This window comes from Celeribacter sp., from assembly GCF_048270365.1.
In the GTDB taxonomy this organism is placed as follows: Bacteria; Pseudomonadota; Alphaproteobacteria; order Rhodobacterales; family Rhodobacteraceae; genus Celeribacter.
In genome coordinates, this window is sequence record NZ_JBLWTA010000011.1 from 1 (window position 1) to 17,096 (window position 17,096).

The following is a 17,096-nucleotide window of genomic DNA, read 5'->3' on the forward strand; positions in this document are numbered from 1 at the left end:
TGATCGCCTGCCGTCACATTGTTAACATCGATATTGATCTGACCGACATCGGCATTGTCGGCATAGAACTCGATACCGTCGTCGCCTGCGGTAATGGTGCCAGTTACATTGATGTCGACCGTGCCGGTGCCATTGTTGATCGCGTAGACGCCGTCACCACCAGCCTCGATAGAGTTTGCCGTGATCGACGTGTCGCCGGTGCCCTCGTGGCTGAATGAGATTCCGTAGTTGCCAGCCGTGATTTCGTCCACGTCAACGGTTACATTTCCCGTAGATGCTCCAGTCCGGAACTGAAGCCCATCCTCGCCAGCATCAATGATGTTTGCTGTAATCGATGTGTCGCCAGTGCCACCATGGCTGAGATAGATGCCAGAGAAACCAGCAGTGATTTCGTCCACGTCGACGGTGAGGCCTTCCGTAGATGCTCCGGTCTGGAGCTCAATACCATAAAAGCCTGCGTCAATGATGTTTGCTGTAATCGATGTATCGCCGGTACCACCATTCACTACATACATGCCATAGCCGTCAGTCGTGATTTCGCCAATGTCAATGGTGACATTTTCTGTAGATGAGGTTGCGTCGATGCTAAGACCAGCATCGACGGCATTGACAACGTTTGCCGAGATCGAAATGTCGCCGGTACCAAAATGGCTGACATCAATGCCAGTGCGGCCAGCAGTGATGTCGTTCACGTCAACGGTGATGTTTTCCCCGTTTGAATTGATGTAGATACCATCATTTCCAGCCTCGACAAGGCCTGACGCGGTTACGTTCGTGTCGCCGGCACCATAATGCTCGATACTAATGCCTTCTTCGTCAGCAGTGATGTCGTTCACGTCAACGGTGATGTTTTCCGCGCGCGTGAGGAGACGGATACCAATACGCCCAGCCTCGACAAGGCCCGACGCGGTTACGTTCGCGTCGCCGACACCAGTATGCGTGATTTCAATGCCATTGTCGTCAGCGGTGATATCGTTTACGTTAAAGGTGACGTTTTCCCCGGCTTCGTTGTGGGTAGTGATACCATCCGACTCACTTTCGATGAGGCCTGACGCGGTCACGTTCACGTCGCCGGTACCACTATGGAAGATAGCAATGCCATTATTGCCAGCAGTGATTTCGTTCACGTCGACGGTGACATTTTCCGCAGATGCATCTGTGTAGAGCACAATGCCATAATCGCCAGTAGTCATTTCGTTCACGTCGACGGTGACATTTCCCGCAGATGCTTCAGTGTAGAGCACAATGCCATTATCGCCAGCATCAATGATGTTTGCTGTAATCGATGTGTCGCCCGAGCCGATATTTTGCAGATATACGCCATTATACCTGGCGGAGATCGTACCTGTGGCCGTAAAGTCAATGCCGCCAGTCCCAGCGTTCCCAATTGTGATCGCATCGCCGCCGACTGAACTCACGTCATTCACATTGGCGATGACAGAACCAGATCCTGTGTTTTGGCTGGCGATATACAGACCCGGTTCGGTTGACCCCGCGAGCGAACCATTTGACTCGACCACAATGTCACCGATGCCATAATTTACGACCAGCAAACCAGGACCACCACTCACAGAGGTGATATCGGACGCGTTCACATCGGTGAAGGTGAACCCCCCGTCAACATAGAAGTATAATCCCGGACCGCCATCCACTTCGATCCCAAAGCCTGCCTCTGTGGTTACATCGGCCCGTGTAGAAAGGCCGATATAGTCTGCCGTGTCGGTGTTGACATCTGCCGCGCCAGAACAGGTAAAGTCGGTGCCGCTCTGAATACAGCTCCCTGCACTTGCGTCGTGGGTAGAGGCGATAAAACCGCCAAATGCTGTCACCGCAGAGAGCATGACAATCGCGCTCAAGGAGGTCTGTTCGGGCGCAACACCGCAGGCCACGCCTTTAAATTTGGTCAAAATCCCGCCACGACGGCGGTAAAGCCACGCCATGCGGTTCGAGTGAGAGGTAGAGTGTTGTGTGCGCATTGAGAACCGTTTCCTAACCCAAACAAAAAACGCCAGAAGGGATAAGTCGATCCGACGTATACGAAGGGAGAAGTTACTGGATTTTCTCTGCATAACAACGACACTTCCTGACACTTCGGGGAGGCGTTAAATAGGCCAATTTACAGTGCGTGGCTGCTGTGAGGGAGCACTTAAGTAATTTTGGAAATAGCCCACGCTCCACTCGGACACTTCACTCTCAGTTCAAATGCGACGTCATGCGAGAATTTGAGTTGCCTTTAGCTGCTGTATGGGGGGCGATATCAATTTTTCTCGTTCGTTACGATTAATTCAGAGCAAGCGTATCGCATCCTGCTGCGCCTCCTTGAGATCTGAGAATTGGTATCGCCCGAGCCGTTCGGTGCGAACAGCCAGCGTTACGAGACGCTGAAGGTGCGTGTCGAGGCTTTGCTACAACACTCGCTGACTGTCCAATTTCTCGGCATGGCCCCCATAGACAGGGCACTGCCGCCTACAGGTGAAAAATGCAGTAGCTGACGGTTTAGATGACGCTGGAACACGGAGGAAATGTCGGCGTTTGCGTGGTTTTCGATTGCCGTAAAGGGGACGTCACGTCCGCCAGTGGCTAACGCCACTACCCTGAACAGCTTGCGCCGCCGAAATTTTTTAGGTCGATATTCGACGGGTGAAGGCGGATGGTGGCGAAGACTGGCCTCTGCATTGGGATTTTGACGGTCCGCCAACAACTATGGAGTTTCAATTCGGTCAGATGTTCGACAGTGCTCTTCGTTACATAATATGGGGAAGTGTGTGGTGGGCCCGAAGCTTTTTGCTGAATACAGGAGGCGGAAAACGCTCTCTTTTGGGAAGCCCCTTTGGTCTTTTCAAGCTGTCGCAAAAATAAAAATCGAGGGAATTAGACGGTGTCTGCCACGTGATTAGGTCCCCGCCGCGCGTCGCGGCAAACTTCCCTATCACCCACGGGTTTGGCAGCTCTGCTCTGATAGGGAATCCATGCCCGATCTCGACAAGAGGCCGCAAGCATCCCGGTGCGGACTTTTTAAAACTGTGGCGCTGGGGCCACGCACTGCGGGCGCGCTGTGCTTTCCGCCCTTATGAAATCTTGTCGAGGAGTGGATGGGATTTCTATGTTTGGGTCATGACGCAAAACAAGATTCATATCTCGCCTCGGCTCATACGGTTCATATGATGTGAACCCACCCAACCGCACCTTGGGCGGTTGGATCCGAGACTTGAGAATGAAGAGCGTATCGATGCCCATCGAACTCACCCCCAAATTGCCTGCGCAGGATTTTGCACTCCTTTCGCATGGAAGCATCTGTCCAAAATTGCGGAGTGATTCTCCGAAAGTGGGCGCGCCCAGCCGGGTGAACGCCATGGTGTTTCCGCGAAGTGCCGCGTGTGAAGGTTCTTTCCAGGGCATGTCTCCTTGCGAAATCGTCAGCAGGAATCGCAAGACCTCGGTGATCTGCGGGTTAGGGAGCGCTGGTTCGCACAAGGTGATGTGTCTGCGAAAAATCGAAAACGCCCACGGCTTGCTTTTTCGCAATCTGACGGCGGGTGATGTTGAAGACTAACCGCATGCCCGAAAAAGAAAAAGTCTTTTGGCGGCCAAAATCGGTGGCTACCAAATACTCATCGCCGCAACTGAGGAGGCACTGACGATGTAGCAAGAAACGAAAAAGCGATCTGCGCCAACAGACCGCTCTCTCATTTGGAAGACCGAAGTCAACCGCTTTCACCCAGAAACCTATCACCCAATCGGGTCGGTTTCAAGGACTCGGATGCTTCCAGAACATGACGACCTGCTTTTCCCCGACGCATTTGTCGCGACGGGAAAGGTCTGCCCAACGCCGACCAAGCTGAAACCCGAGAGGGGACATAGAGGCTGGCTTTGGAAGGCAGATCCAGAAGGTCACACGCTTTCCGGCTGATCGGGAAGTGGCACCTGATGAGTATTGGAATACAAAGATGTCTGACCTTTCTCGATCCGGCGGTATCCGCCTTCCCGAACCCAGTCGTGGTGACCGCAAGACCCAAGTTGGCTCCACGCAGCACTTCACCGGAGGCATTGTTTTTGGTGAGGGACATGGGGTCCGCCATGGCGTTGAAAGCCATCTCGAAGCGGATTGCGCGATGGTCTTGGCGTATCGCCCTGACACCAAGGAAGTTATCGAACAGGTTCGCTTTGAGTGGTTCGATGAGTTTGGGGAGGTCCACAACCACTTCATCGACTTTGTCGTAATCCGCCAGGATAAAACTGTGACGGGATACGCAGTGCGCCCTGTTGAGCGTGCCGGCCGGAAGTACCTGACCAAGCTGGCCCGGATCAAAGCTCAGGCGATCTCCCAGGGCGTTCTCGATGACTTCCGTCTGTTCACGGAGGACGACATCTGCCCCGTCGAGCGTTACAACGCAGGTCTCTTTCACTCGGCGCGACGCCCGGACTGCTTTGGTGACCCTGTTGCCCAGGACGTGGTGCGGTCCATGACCGGGGTCGTCCGTATGGGTGATCTCGTCGAGAAAACCCGTCTGGACGGCATGGGGTTTCGGGCCTTGGTGCGTCTGATCCGTTCCGGGCATCTGAAGACGCTCGGCTATGAGCGCCTCTCCCATGATGTGATGGTTTTCAAGGCGAAGGAGGTCTGAAGATGTCCAAGCATACTGGTGAGCTCACGCTTCGTGGCAAGGCTGGCGCAGATGTCGAAATCAGCATCCAGCAGCTTGATCATGCCAAGCTTCTCGCGGAATTTGGTGTCGGACGAGATGAATTGCCCGCCAAACGACCGCTTTCGCAGCGCCTCGACATTGTTGCCGAGTTTGCCGTCACGACACGTATGCCCATCGGTGTCGGCTATGTCTTGAGCGATCGCGAGCCCTCCATGAACAATCCGTTCCACAGCGTCTTGTAGGTCCCGCCGATCGCGAAGCCTCAGGTTTTCAATGCGTGAAGCCGGAAACCTGAGGCCGCACCCCACCTCCAGAAACTTCCCCAATGGCGAGGCCCAATGGCCATCGCACTCATCATTGCTGCATCGCGCAGCCCAGAACCCGTGAAAGGATACACCATGGATCTCTCGTTCAGCACTGCCAACGCCCGATATGCCTTTGGACAGTTCGACCGTGTGTCGATCGATAGTCTCCCCTTCCAAGTCGAAATGGAAACCGAAACCGGCTACCTTCTCCGCCGGGACGACGCGAACGGGCTTTGTCAGCAATTCACGCACGAAGATCTCGCCCGTTTCGGTCAGCAGGGCCGTATTCGGGTCGAGCGAGATTGCTTTAATCCGTCTGCAGCACATAAGCGGCTGATGTCTAGCCAGACATCGATTTCGGCTTTGACCGGGCGTCCCGGGCGTCGTCTCACCAAGAAGGATTTGTACTGTCAGGTTGCCCTGGAGCTCCATGCCGAGGGCCTGATGACGTTCACGGACGCGTCGATCAAAGCCAACAAGGCTCTCCTTCTCGACCGCGTTATGGACATTGCACCCGATGACTTGCCCGAGCCTGGCAAGAAGTTTCGGAAGTCCGAAAACTTCGCCAAGGTTCCCTCGCCACGATCGCTGCGCCGATGGCTCGCCGAACTCAACAAGTTTGGGCTGATTGGACATCTCGATCGGGTGTCCGCACGCGGAAACCGCGGGTCTCGTCTCTCACCAAGCGAGTACGCGCTGATGATGAAAGGGGTCCGCGGCTACATGTCGCCGGATAAGCCCACCATTCATGCGATCGTCGAGGACGTGAAGCTTTCCTTTGCAAAAGAAAACGCGGAACGCGAAGCGCAAGGTAAACTCAAGATGAAGGTGCCAAGCCGAGAGACCATTCGGCTTGCTGTGCGGGGCCTGGACCCGTTCCTGGTGGAATTGAAGCGCAACGGCGCTGCAGCTGCACGCAAGAAGTTTCGCCCCGTCACAACCGGTCTTTCCGTGACGCGTCCTCTGGAGCGGGTGGAGATCGACGAATGGACAGTCGATGCGCAGACTTTGTTGGAGAGCACCGAAATCTATGGGCTCTTCACCGATGAGGAGAAGCATTCTCTCGGCTTGTATTTTGAAGAGTACGAAGATCCGAAGACCGGAAAGATCAAGCAGAAAAAGATGGCTCGGTGGACCCTGACTGCCGCGATCTGTTGTGCCACCCGGTGTATTGTCGGGTTGGTGCTCAGTCGCGCGCCGAAAGCAGAGGCCGCAGTCCAGTTGTTGCAGATGATCACGACGGACAAGGGAGCCTGGGCAGACGCTGTAGGTGCCCATACGCCCTGGGACATGCACGGCACCCCGGAGTTGATCGTCTTTGATGGTGGTTCGGCGTACAAATCTTTGCGGTTTCGGATGGCCGCCGAAGATCTCGGCGTGATGTGGGAAATGGCGATGAACGGCGTCCCTGAGAACCGTGGCACCATCGAGCGATTTTTCGGAACGTGCTCCGGTGACTTTGCCTCCCGCCTTTCGGGGCATACCTTCCGTGGCATCATGGAAAAAGGTGATGCGGACCCGGAAAAGCGCGCAGCATTGACCTTGGATGATCTGACGTTTGCGCTGATCCGCTGGGTTGTCGAGATCTACCACAACACGCCGCACTCCGGTCTTGACAACGAGACGCCGGTTCAGGCCTGGCGGCGCTTGAACAAGCTGCATGGCGTCACCCCGCCGCCAGACTCCGAAATGATGCGGATTTGTTTCGGGCAGGAGCGCGAGTACCGCTTGGACAAAGAAGGCATCACCGTTCTCGGTGTGACTTACCAATCTGAAATTCTCCAGAACCATTTTCGTCGGAATGACCCTGGGACCGTCAAGGTTCGCTGGCATCCCAAAGATGTAGGCGCGATTTCGGTGCTGATGGGGGAAGAGTGGTGCAACGTCCCCTCCCAAGACGCGTCCCTCCAAGGCGTCGCGGCACAAACCTGGCTGACTGCTGTGCGGCATGTGCGCGCCGGCAACCCGAAGGCGGATCATCTGAACAATGCAGTCGTCCGGGAAGCTATTTTGGCGATCAAGGCTCGGAACGAGGTGGCGATGGCGAAGGCAGGGCTGAACCTGGAGGATTGGTCCGAAGATCGGTTCAAGCGTGAGGAAAAGAACATCCTTGCAGGTGTGAAATTCTACGAGCCGAAAGCGCCATCCAAGGCGAAAGGCGAGCTTGGGAGTGAGCTGCCTTCGCTTGACGATTTGAACGGTGAAGTCTGCGAAAGCACCGACGCGCAGGCTGGCCGCAAAGGCCGGAACGGCACCTCGCCGGGGTCGTCCATGACCTTCGAGGAGGAGTGATCATGATGGATCAACACACTGCCGAGCAGGCTCTCGAGGCTCTGCGTAAGCTGCATATCGGAACCGACCGGGACGCGGAAGCCGCGTCCCACATCGAGCGGCTTTTCGAGAAGGACGCTGCGGGTCATCGGACGCCTGTCGCAAAACGGTTCACCAAGACTCGTGAAACGCGTGGCGTGATGGTGATTGGTGAGCCCGGGAGCGGAAAATCCCATCTCGTTAACCGCACGCTCGAGAAACTGCCGATGTTGCGGCCGCAGGAAGATGGCACTCCGCGTTACATTGGTTGCGTGGTGCCCAGCCCCGCGACCTTCAAGAGCATGATGGGCGAGTTGCTGAAGGTATCTGGGTACCCTGTGGAGAGTAAACGGCAGGAGGCCTGGTCGCTGTTCCAGGATTTGCGCTATCGCTTGGCCGAGCTGGAGATCAGCGTGATCTGGATCGACGAGGCTCAGGACTTGTTCTGTGCCGATCGCAACCTGATCCTGCGGGCACTGAAATCGTTGATGCAGGGTGAGCATGCCATCACGATCATCGTGTCCGGCACGAAAGACCTCGCGACCGTGATCCGGAGTGACCAGCAGGTAAAGCGGCGCTTTACGTCTATTGTCCTACCCGAACTCACCGAACAATCCGACGGCGATAATTTCTGCCAGATCATGGAGCATTATTGCCAGCGTGTCGGGATTCACGCTCCGATGGAGACCGACTTGGTCGGACGGGTGTTCCACGGTGCCCGGTATTGTTTTGGACGGGCGGTAGAGCTGCTGTTGCTGGCGCTCGAGTTCGCGATCGAGAACGAAGATAGTCATCTCGAAATCGGGCACTTCGCCTCGGCCTACGCGATGCAGGAATCCTGTTCGGCGTCGGAGAATGTCTTCTTTGTCGAGCATTACTGGTTGATCGAGACGGACCCAGAAGAGGATCAGAAGCCCCGTCGGTCCACGGGCAAGCGGAAGCGGTGATTGCCATGGCCAAGCTCTTTCCCAAAGTATGCTTTGTTCACGATGAGACGCCCTTGTCTTGGGCAGCACGTCAGGCGGCCTTCCACAAGGGAGGTCGCCTCGTCCCGTTTCTCAATGATCTGCGTATTCCTGCCATCGATCTCGCGCGGGGGCTTCCGGCGGCGGTTCATCGCCTCTGTGAGATCGCCGGCCAGGACCCGGCGCCGGTGGTTCGGAACACGATCAGCTCGATTGGCGCACGCCGCTTCAGCCTGCGCCAGCACGAATTTTCGGCTGAGTTCACGACCGGGGTCGAGACCAGAATTTGCCCCTATTGCCTCGCTGAGGACCAATATGACCAGCGGCGCCCTGACGTTGCGATGCGTCATCGCCTTGCATGGCGCCTTGCGCCTGTTCGTACGTGCCGCCGCCATGGGACACTGCTGCGCGATGTTCGAAAGAGCGCGTGGGATGATCAACTGCATGAGCTGCAGGCCATGCAGGATATCATTGCAGCGGAATTGGCCGTGCCGGAGCCATGCGAACCGCGGGCACCCTCGCCACTCCAGACCTACGTGGAGAACCGTCTGGAAGGACATTCCGGTCCGATCTGGTTGGATGGGCAAGGCATTGATCAGGCGAGCCGGGCAGTCGAGATGGTGGGCGGGTTGATCGCCTTCGGCCCAAAGCAGCAGGCCGCTGAGCTGTCTCAGCGCATGTGGGACGACGCCGGACGTGCAGGTTGGGGCCTCGCAGCAGGGGGCGAAGCCGAAGTGGTGACTTTTCTTGAAGATACACTGAAGGCCTCAACGCGCAGTGAGGGATTTGCGAGCCCTCGGAGTGCTTTCGGGATGCTCTATGCGTGGCTCAACTCTGGGCACCTGTCAAAGGACCCTGGGCCGATCCGTGCTCTCTTGCGTCACGTGATCATCGAGAATACGCCTCTGGTCCCTGGGCGGAATGTTCTGGGTCAGCCGGTGGCCCGTCCGAAATACTGTACCCTGAGTTCGATCTCCAAATCCGAGAACGTTCATCCCTCGACACTTCACAACCTTCTCAAGGCTGCAGGCATGTCGCCCGGAGAGGGGGAGGCAACAGGGGCTGGGCGCCTTGTCGTTGACTATGCGAAGGTTGTCGAGCTGCTCGGGGATGCGAAGTTTGCTGTGCCGACGACCCAGGTTCCGTATGTCTTGACCTGTTCACGGCCGGTCGTAAGCGCGTTGATCGAACTGGGATTGCTGAGCCGTATCCATGATCATCGGAATCTGCAAAGCAAGGTCGGCAAAGCTGTCGATGGCCGCAGCATCAATAAAGTGCTCGATGTCCTGCGAGACAGGTTCGACGAAGTGGAGGAGCTGCCTGCCGGCATGGAGCCCTTGGCCAGGTGTGCGGAGAAATCCCGAGCGAAGCTGAAGGTGATCCTGGAACTCCTCTTCAAGGGGCACTTGTCCAACGTGGTGCGTCTCGGTGGTCAGGTAGGCTTTGCTGCCATTCATCTGGATCCAGAGGAGATAAAGTCCGTTTTGGAATCGCCGCCGGTTGGGGTATCTGAAGACGCATATTTCCTGATCCACTGACCTCGTCCCCCCAAGCTTTCTTGATGAAAGTCTGCAATGCCGCCTTCGGGCGGCATTTTTTGTGAACTTTCGATGGTCATTTGATGTGGGTGTAGTGGTCAAAATGGCCGCCTCAGCGTGATTGCGTGTAAATATTATTGTTTAATAACAACAACATATTTTCGGATGAAGTCAGGTGGTGGACATTTATTGGTGGTTTCCACATGTGTGTTGTTTCGGCGGGCAATTGAGGGACATTCCGGCCAGAAAAACGGACTCTTGCTGGGTATAAAATGACCACTGGAAGCTAAGTTATTGAATTTGCTTGATCTGAAGGATGCCGGTTCGAGAGGTCCGGCATTCTTGCGTTCCGGGCGGTCTCCTTGGCGCCCAGGTTGACCCGGCCCGCGCCATGTTCTCATAACGTTCTCAAGGATCCGGATCCTCTGACTGAAACCCCTGGCAGCCCCGCGCTGCCGAATGTTGGTCGCCAATCGAATGGCGCGCCGGCTCAGAGAGGACATCCAATGCCCCGAATATCGTTTGCCGATGTCAGGTTCCCTCCCGAAAACCTGCAGTCTGAATTCGAGATCAATACGCGCCTGAAACGTTTCCTGCGGTGGTACAGGGAGAACATGGAGAATCCTCCCGATGAGTGGGGCTTGTCGGAAGAGGACCGCGCAAAGATTGAGCGTCGGACGCAAAAATATCTCCGCACGGTCGCGAACCATTCCGGGTTGGCGCACCTCGACAGAAAAGATCGTGGGCGGCTCGAGGTCTTCCGGAATGGTGCAATGCTTATGCCGGTCGAGACCGAGCATCGTGTCGACGAGATCGCCAGCGCCCTCCACACGGAGATGCCTTGGATGGCTCCTGCAACAGAGCGCCTCTGGCAAGACATGCGCGCTTCGGTCCGCAACGGCGATCCTGCGCCCCTTGTCCGGCCGATGCTCCTCGTCGGCCCGCCAGGGATCGGGAAGAGCCACTGGGCGCGCCTGCTTGGGGATCTGCTCTCCGTGCCAACGACAATCATCGAAGCCACAGGGGAGCCTGCGCCATTTGCTGTGACGGGGTCTCAGCGAGGCTGGGGATCGGCGAGCCCGGGTAAGGTTCTGGAAGGGATCATGGCGTCTCAAATTGCCAATCCTGTGATCGTGATCGACGAGATCGAGAAGGCTGGGAGTGTCCAGACGACTGGCGGTCAGCGCTATTCTCTGGATGAGGGGCTGCTGCCGCTCCTCGAAAGGTCTACCGCGCATCGTTGGGCATGTCCGTACTTCCGCATTGCTTTCGACATGTCCTGGGTCACGTGGGTGCTCACAGCCAACACCCTCCGCGGTCTGTCTGAGCCGTTTCTGAGCCGTTGCCCTCCCACCGAATTGACGGCCCTCACACAGGAGCATCTGACCGACTTTGCGGACCGGGAAGGGGCGCGTCGCGATCTTCCCGAGGATGCCGTTGATGCGGTCAAGGAGGTCATCGAGGCCATCCGGACCCCGCACCACGTCAGCCTGAGATCGGTCGCTCGGATGCTGGATGCCGTCGAGCATGCAGTGAACCGCCCTGTGTTGCACTGAGAATTGTCGCGAGGGGATGGCAATGACCTCCCCGACCGCCGTCGTCCATCAATCATGCCTTTTTCAATTTTGGAGTTCGCCATGAACAAGAAACCTGCTCAGCCCCACTGGGCCAAAAAGATACGTGCCGCCATCAAAGCCGCCGATGGTGGCCCTTCCGAAACTGACCTCGCCGAGGCACCTGTGCTGAACTACTGGCGTCCCCATGTGTCTCGCCACGGCGCACCAATCCTTTGGGGCATGGTGTCGGGGCACCCGAGACTTGCGGGCGGTTGGATCACGACCTCACAGCTCGTCACGATTGACGCCAACCGGGCTTGGGCACGCACGGCATCCCGGTGGTATGTGCTTGGTCGCCAATTCTCCGACTATGAGAGGTCCATCGCCATGGGGCTCGGGGTGGAAGAGGCACCTGCCGGATTCGTGCAGATCGACGTGCCTGGGTATCGGCCGCTGGATGACTTGTCGCTGCTTGATGAACTGTTGGGGGCCTGGCGAGAACGTATGGTGTTCAACGACAATGGGGAGGGATGACATGTCCGATGAAGAAGGCCCCAAACACTTCAACTTTGCGGAACGGCAACGGCAGAAAGCGCGCGCTCGGCAACGCGACGAGGAGCGGCTGGAACGTGGGGAGATCTCACCGCGGGAACTGCAGGAGGAGAACATGCCGTTTCGAAAACTCAGGCGCGACCGGGTGGCGATCTATAGAAACAAGAAGACCGGCGAGTTTGTATGGATGTCCTTTGAGCGGAAACGGGGGGCCGAAGATGGCAGTGAGGATTGACGTTGCACTGGAGGGCCTGGCCGTCAGTTGGCGTGTGAAGGGTCTTCGTTCTCTTGGTGTGAGAGCGCGCTGTTGCACGCGAGGATTCTCGTGTGCGGCGGTGCCTTGGATAGAGGGTTGAGGGAGGATGGTTTTCTGCCGGGCCCCTGATCGTTCAGAGAGTTTCAACTGTCCACCTATCCTGTCGGTACAACGCGACCGGCCCAGACCGGACCTTCGCCAGGTTGGACCTCGCTGCGGCGCAGCTTCCCCAAACCGGTCATTCGCATCTGTCGTACCCGACCGTTCGCTGACCCTTCACAAACTGGTACGGAAAAACCAGTTTGTATTCGTGATCGCTCGTGCCCCTTAGCTGCAAATAGTACCTCTTGTGCCTTCAACGTTCCAGGAGCATGCTCAATGAGAAATTGGAATGCTGGTCTACTTGAATAGCACGGTGATTCCAGAAATCGCGAAGTACTTCTGCGTGTGGGTGTCCATAACTGTGATTGGGATCAGAACTAAATATGCTAAGAGCTGGTGACGCAGCCGCAGCCAGACCATCATACCAATTTGCACGCGCACCGTGATGGGGCACCTGAAAGACACTCGTTCGAACTGCCCTGCGACAATCAAGGTATTGTTCTAATGCGCCCCACTTCGAAACGCTGCTCAGATTGCCATCTCCGGTAAGCAAGATCGCAGCCTTTGTTTCGTGCTCTTGCCAACAATCGCAATTGCCAAGAAAGTGGTGGAGACGACAATCGCAATAGCTATGCCCGCGCCACGTGCCGATCGCGCCGCCATAGAGCGTCAGGCTGACATCATTCATCGCTGTCCGACCAAATGTTGCCTCATAAAGGCCCCGCAGACTTTTCAACGCAGCTGCGCGTTCCTTTTCGGTCCCGCTCAACAACGCCTGTCGGTGGCGAACAACTTTCGCTTCAAAGTCTGTTGGGTCAGACGGACGTGTGTCAGGATCGTTGTAGGGAATGAACTCCCAAACGCGTAAGACGCGAATTGCCTGACCGGGCCGCAGCATGCGCACGCGGCGCTCACCGTGATCGTATGTCAGGTCCAGATCGCCATATGGAACAGAGTCGCCCGGTCCAGACACTTTGTCGGCTTCATCAAGGTCTTCTGGTGGTTCAGGATCAAAAGGCGGTTCGGTGGAAAATGGTGGGCCTTCTCCGTCTGAGGGCATGACGAATAAGACCTGCTCAAAGCCGTCACCGGCCTCTTGGATCAAATATTGTACCGGGTCGACGAAGAAAAGTATCTCGGGGTCATCTGCGCGCAGGCCTTGGTCAAAACCAATCAGCAGGCGATGCCAGAGTGGAGCCCATGGTAACATGACCGTCTTAGCGCCGACGGCTTTCAGCAGGTCAACCACGCCGCTGATGTGGTCGTTGTGGAAATGCGATATCGTCAGAAGGTCGATCCTAGAACCACCGCAGTCACCTTTCAGATCAGCGATTGCGTTGGTGACGAGGCGTTTTGCGGTTGAGCTGCCGCAGTCATAGACCCACCGGTAGGGTGGTTGTGCGGGCGGCTTTTCATAACCATCGATCGCAATTCGGCGGCGCCGCCTTGGCGGGTGTGGCCAGAACTCTATCGAACCTGCTACGAAGAGGCCTTGGCCCACTGGAAAGAAATTGTGTATCACACCTACCTGGGTCAACTTGGCCCCTCCATGCTTCGTCGGTTCGAGTAGCCCGTTCAGGGCTTTCGCACCCTGATGCCTTGCGACATTTGATTTATTAATCAATCACATCGCCGGCCTGCTCACGACCCCAATACACCTGATAGTTCGGGCCGTGGCTTTCTGGTCGCTGCCCTTTTTCAGGTTTGCTCATCTTGATTGGCAAGGGAGCGGGTAGGTCGGGGCCAACGATGATCGCTTCGCCCTGTGATAGGGATGGAATGAAAGCAGCTGCGTTGCGATCCAGATCCCCGCAAGCTCTTTCAATGGTCTCTCGGTCTCGGTCATTCGTGAGCCTGTGGACAAACAAGGTTCCAAGCTGACTGAGAACATCCTGCGGCACATCTCTGGGACGCTGGGTGGCGACGACGGTGGACAGACCGTACTTCCTACCTTCTTTGGCGATGAGGCCAAAAGCATCGAGGTTGACGCTATTCTGGTCATCGCCAACAGATCGCCCAATGAACTGATGAGCTTCATCAAGGAGGCAAACGAGCGGTTTTTTCCGGAAGCGCCCTTGCCGCGCGATGCCGAGCAGATAGCGACCAAGAGCATTCAGGAGCAACTCACGCGTATTGTTCTTAAAGCTCACGTTTTCGAATGAAAGCACCAAAGCTCTCGCATGTTGATCTTCGAGAAACGCCTCGATTTCGGCGCATATGTCCAAGCCGTCCTTTGAAAAGAAGCAAGACATATCCGGTGAGTTCAAAAGCGTCTCGATCCGAATGACTAAGGTATTGTTGTAACCAACTTGCCTTGGGTCCACAGCGCCGAATGTGCCGTCCGTATTGGCAGGAAACAGGCACTCTTTGCCAATTTGGTTGGAAAGCACTCGGAGATCGAAGTCGCAGTCGTCTGCCGCCAACTGATCGGCTAGCATCAGTTGAGCGCGACCGAGCGGTTTCCTGTGTTGGCTTGCTTTAGAGACAGTTCTGTTCTCATCAAGGTGGATGAACCCCACCGTTTGATGATTGTGTTGAACTTCTATGCGAAGTGCATCGCTGCCTTCGACGGCATGTTGCGGAAACCGCACTGGGTCTGCCAACAGCAGTCGGGCCAGTCTCAAGCTGATAATCGCACTCCGAAGTGTGGGGCCTTGGCTTTGTCCGGTTGGTCTGAGCAGGGCATTCAGGTCAAGTTCGGACAGCTTCTCACTCGGAAACCGCACCAAGCGTCCTTCGGCGGCTTGGTCATTTGAGAACTCAAACTCCCGTGCGCCAGCCACCTTTCCTGTGAACTCTCCTGTCGGATCGAACAGGATACATTTCCCACCGATACGCACGATCTCATTGACGAGGCGGGAAACCGTCCAACTCTTGCCCCCGCCTGTCGCGCCAAATACTCCGCAATGACGACCGAACAGCTTCTCCGGCGGAATGCTGAGCGCGGCATCATCCAAGCCGGATAGGTGCCCCAGCTCGACGAGTAACGGCGCACTGTCACCCTTCACGTCGCCTTCCAAGGCATCCTTGATGGAATTGGACAGCGCTCCGCCCTCTGCGAGGTAAACCCCATCACCGACCCTCGGCTGCGTGTTGATACCGCGCGTCACTTTCCGAGTGGTCTTGCTAACGGTGGCCAAGAGCTGGACGCGCCCCTGCGGCTCTACCGTGGGATCGGTTTCAATCTGGTGCTCAAGGACATTTCGCTGCCGGTCAGGAATGCCAACTTCCGTCACGCGCCCCAAGATCGCTGAGCGGTCACAATCGACAAACACGAAATCACCGACGGAGCCTTTGGCCAGTCCTCGCCTACCCAGGGCTGCAAGAGCACTAGGCAAGGTGAGTTCCACAGCACTTGCCGTCACCCTTGTAACCGTTCCGATGCGCTTGGACGGGTCGATCAGAGAGGCAAGTTCGCTCATGCGCCGTCGCCCTCGCGCAACTTTTCAAGCCGATCCTGCAAGAGCTGACGATCCGTCTTACCCGATATCATCGGCAAGGCGTCGGCAAGGTCTTCGAAGCGGCCATTCAACATTGTGATGCGCGTATCACCCTGTTGCACAAGCCGCGCGATCTTGCTCTGGTAGGGACGCTGTGAAGCCAGATCGAGGTCGATTTCCTGCGCGTCTTCGTCGAAGAGCTTTTGATGATCCACGAACCCGCGATCACAAAGGACAAGGCGCAGCGAAAGGTTCGTTTCGATGGCTGACCAGATCGGGGCGCTGATATGATCGTCTGCAAAACCGAATCCGGAGACGATCAACGTTGTATCGGGTTCTCGCAACGCTGCCTGCAACGCCGCGAACATGTCGAGATAGGGGCTTTCGAACGCCTCCTGATATTTCGATGAACGAGGATAGATCAAGACTGGCTTGCGGTCTTCGCCGGGGGCATCGACGCTTCGAATAACGACTTCATCCGACCGTCGCCGCCAATCCACCGAACCGTGCAGCTTGTAGAGGTGGAACACACCGTCGAGGTAGTCGGCCTTCGTGCTGGAAGCGGCCCGCCTCACGATATCATGGTCGAAATGATCACGGTTGAACCGCTGCTCGGCGCTGTGGGAAAACCCGTCTATCAGCACGACGCCGAGGCGCAACCCCGCCGTTTCGATGCAAAGATCGTAATTCGTGGTGAACAGCTTCACTCTTGGTTTTTCTGGTGACCGGCGGGCGAACTTTTTCAAAAACGCCCAATGTGCTGGCAAATCAGTTTCGGCACCAACGAAACCCACTTTACCCAATATTGTATTCTCAGCTACCCGAACGAACTCGATCAGCTCGTCCAACCAAAGCTGATCAGCGAAATCAGGATCGTTCTTTGACCGAATGTTAAGCAGCTCGATTTGCATTTTGCAGAGGCTCAAAAGGCTCTCGATATCTCCGGCCTTCTGCCTCCCGTCGCCGTCATTCGGCGGCAGGCCGCCCATTATTCTCTTCGCCAGATCATCGAACTCTTTATGGTCAAACAAATTGTCTTTTGAAACAGCATCACGGACGGCATGCCAAAGGTCACCCATGCTCGGCGCATTCGGCCCGCCATCGTTCTTGGCGGAGAAAGACGCCCCGGACCCCAGCAGCACAACAACATTGGTGGAGTGCAGCGCCGACAGCAGAGCCTCTTCAGCCTGATCCTTGCATCCGGCCTTGGGTTTCCTGTTGGGATCGTTCGGGTCTTCCTTCTCTCCCTCCCAGCGAAGCCACTTAGCGTCGCGTTTTAAGAGACGCAGCAGCTCTTTCTTGCCTACTGGCTCTTCATCCCAGAAGTTTGCCACGTCAAATACCTCAAAATACAACTCTGGAACGAAACTAGGTTGGTTAATCCGCCGAGTAAACCAAGCAAAAATCGAAAACCGCCTAGGCGTTT

Annotated in this window: 13 protein-coding genes; 9 read left to right on the forward strand and 4 right to left on the reverse strand. The window is 56.3% G+C overall.

Features of this window, described 5'->3' with window-relative positions; translation table 11 throughout:
• The coding region (locus ACN0X0_RS15040; RefSeq protein ID WP_417279807.1) for a beta strand repeat-containing protein at positions 1-1,976 on the reverse strand (1,976 nt) is incomplete at its 3' end.
• Between the two features lie 1,253 nt (positions 1,977-3,229).
• Here ACN0X0_RS15040 and ACN0X0_RS15045 point away from each other — a divergent pair.
• From ACN0X0_RS15045 to ACN0X0_RS15085, 9 genes are all read left to right on the forward strand, one after another.
• Positions 3,230-3,553, forward strand: coding sequence for a hypothetical protein (locus ACN0X0_RS15045; RefSeq protein ID WP_417279808.1), 324 nt, complete (start codon positions 3,230-3,232; stop codon positions 3,551-3,553).
• Between the two features lie 394 nt (positions 3,554-3,947).
• Positions 3,948-4,625, forward strand: coding sequence for a Tn7 transposase TnsA N-terminal domain-containing protein (locus ACN0X0_RS15050; RefSeq protein WP_417279809.1), 678 nt, complete (start codon positions 3,948-3,950; stop codon positions 4,623-4,625).
• Between the two features lie 2 nt (positions 4,626-4,627).
• On the forward strand, positions 4,628-4,888 hold the full coding sequence (locus tag ACN0X0_RS15055; RefSeq protein WP_417279810.1) for a hypothetical protein: 261 nt from the start codon (positions 4,628-4,630) through the stop codon (positions 4,886-4,888).
• 96 nt (positions 4,889-4,984) lie between these two features.
• On the forward strand, positions 4,985-7,243 hold the full coding sequence (locus tag ACN0X0_RS15060) for a Mu transposase C-terminal domain-containing protein (RefSeq protein WP_417279811.1): 2,259 nt from the start codon (positions 4,985-4,987) through the stop codon (positions 7,241-7,243).
• A gap of 2 nt (positions 7,244-7,245) precedes the next feature.
• On the forward strand, positions 7,246-8,208 hold the full coding sequence (locus ACN0X0_RS15065) for a TniB family NTP-binding protein (RefSeq protein WP_417279812.1): 963 nt from the start codon (positions 7,246-7,248) through the stop codon (positions 8,206-8,208).
• Positions 8,209-8,213: 5 nt separating this feature from the next.
• Positions 8,214-9,764 (forward strand): TniQ family protein, encoded by a 1,551-nt coding sequence (locus ACN0X0_RS15070; protein WP_417279813.1) that lies wholly within the window; start codon positions 8,214-8,216, stop codon positions 9,762-9,764.
• A gap of 506 nt (positions 9,765-10,270) precedes the next feature.
• Positions 10,271-11,320: an AAA family ATPase gene (locus ACN0X0_RS15075; RefSeq protein ID WP_417279814.1), complete on the forward strand. Its 1,050-nt coding sequence runs from the start codon at positions 10,271-10,273 to the stop codon at positions 11,318-11,320.
• A gap of 81 nt (positions 11,321-11,401) precedes the next feature.
• Positions 11,402-11,854 (forward strand): DUF6634 family protein, encoded by a 453-nt coding sequence (locus tag ACN0X0_RS15080; protein WP_417279815.1) that lies wholly within the window; start codon positions 11,402-11,404, stop codon positions 11,852-11,854.
• Position 11,855: 1 nt separating this feature from the next.
• Entirely contained in the window at positions 11,856-12,107 is a 252-nt protein-coding gene (locus ACN0X0_RS15085) for a hypothetical protein (RefSeq protein WP_417279816.1), read from the forward strand.
• A gap of 376 nt (positions 12,108-12,483) precedes the next feature.
• Here the strand turns inward: ACN0X0_RS15085 and ACN0X0_RS15090 are convergent, their stop codons facing one another.
• The 3 genes from ACN0X0_RS15090 to ACN0X0_RS15100 are packed head-to-tail and all read right to left on the reverse strand — an operon-like array spanning position 12,484 to position 17,004.
• Entirely contained in the window at positions 12,484-13,854 is a 1,371-nt protein-coding gene (locus ACN0X0_RS15090; protein ID WP_417279817.1) for an MBL fold metallo-hydrolase, read from the reverse strand.
• Positions 13,847-15,652 carry an ATP-binding protein gene (locus ACN0X0_RS15095; RefSeq protein WP_417279818.1) on the reverse strand — a complete coding sequence of 602 codons (1,806 nt, stop codon included), beginning with the start codon at positions 15,650-15,652 and terminating at the stop codon, positions 13,847-13,849. Before ACN0X0_RS15095 ends, ACN0X0_RS15090 begins: the two co-directional genes overlap by 8 nt.
• Positions 15,649-17,004, reverse strand: coding sequence for an SIR2 family protein (locus ACN0X0_RS15100; RefSeq protein ID WP_417279819.1), 1,356 nt, complete (start codon positions 17,002-17,004; stop codon positions 15,649-15,651). The genes ACN0X0_RS15095 and ACN0X0_RS15100 overlap by 4 nt, the downstream gene beginning before the upstream one ends.
• Between the last annotated feature and the right edge of the window lie 92 nt (positions 17,005-17,096).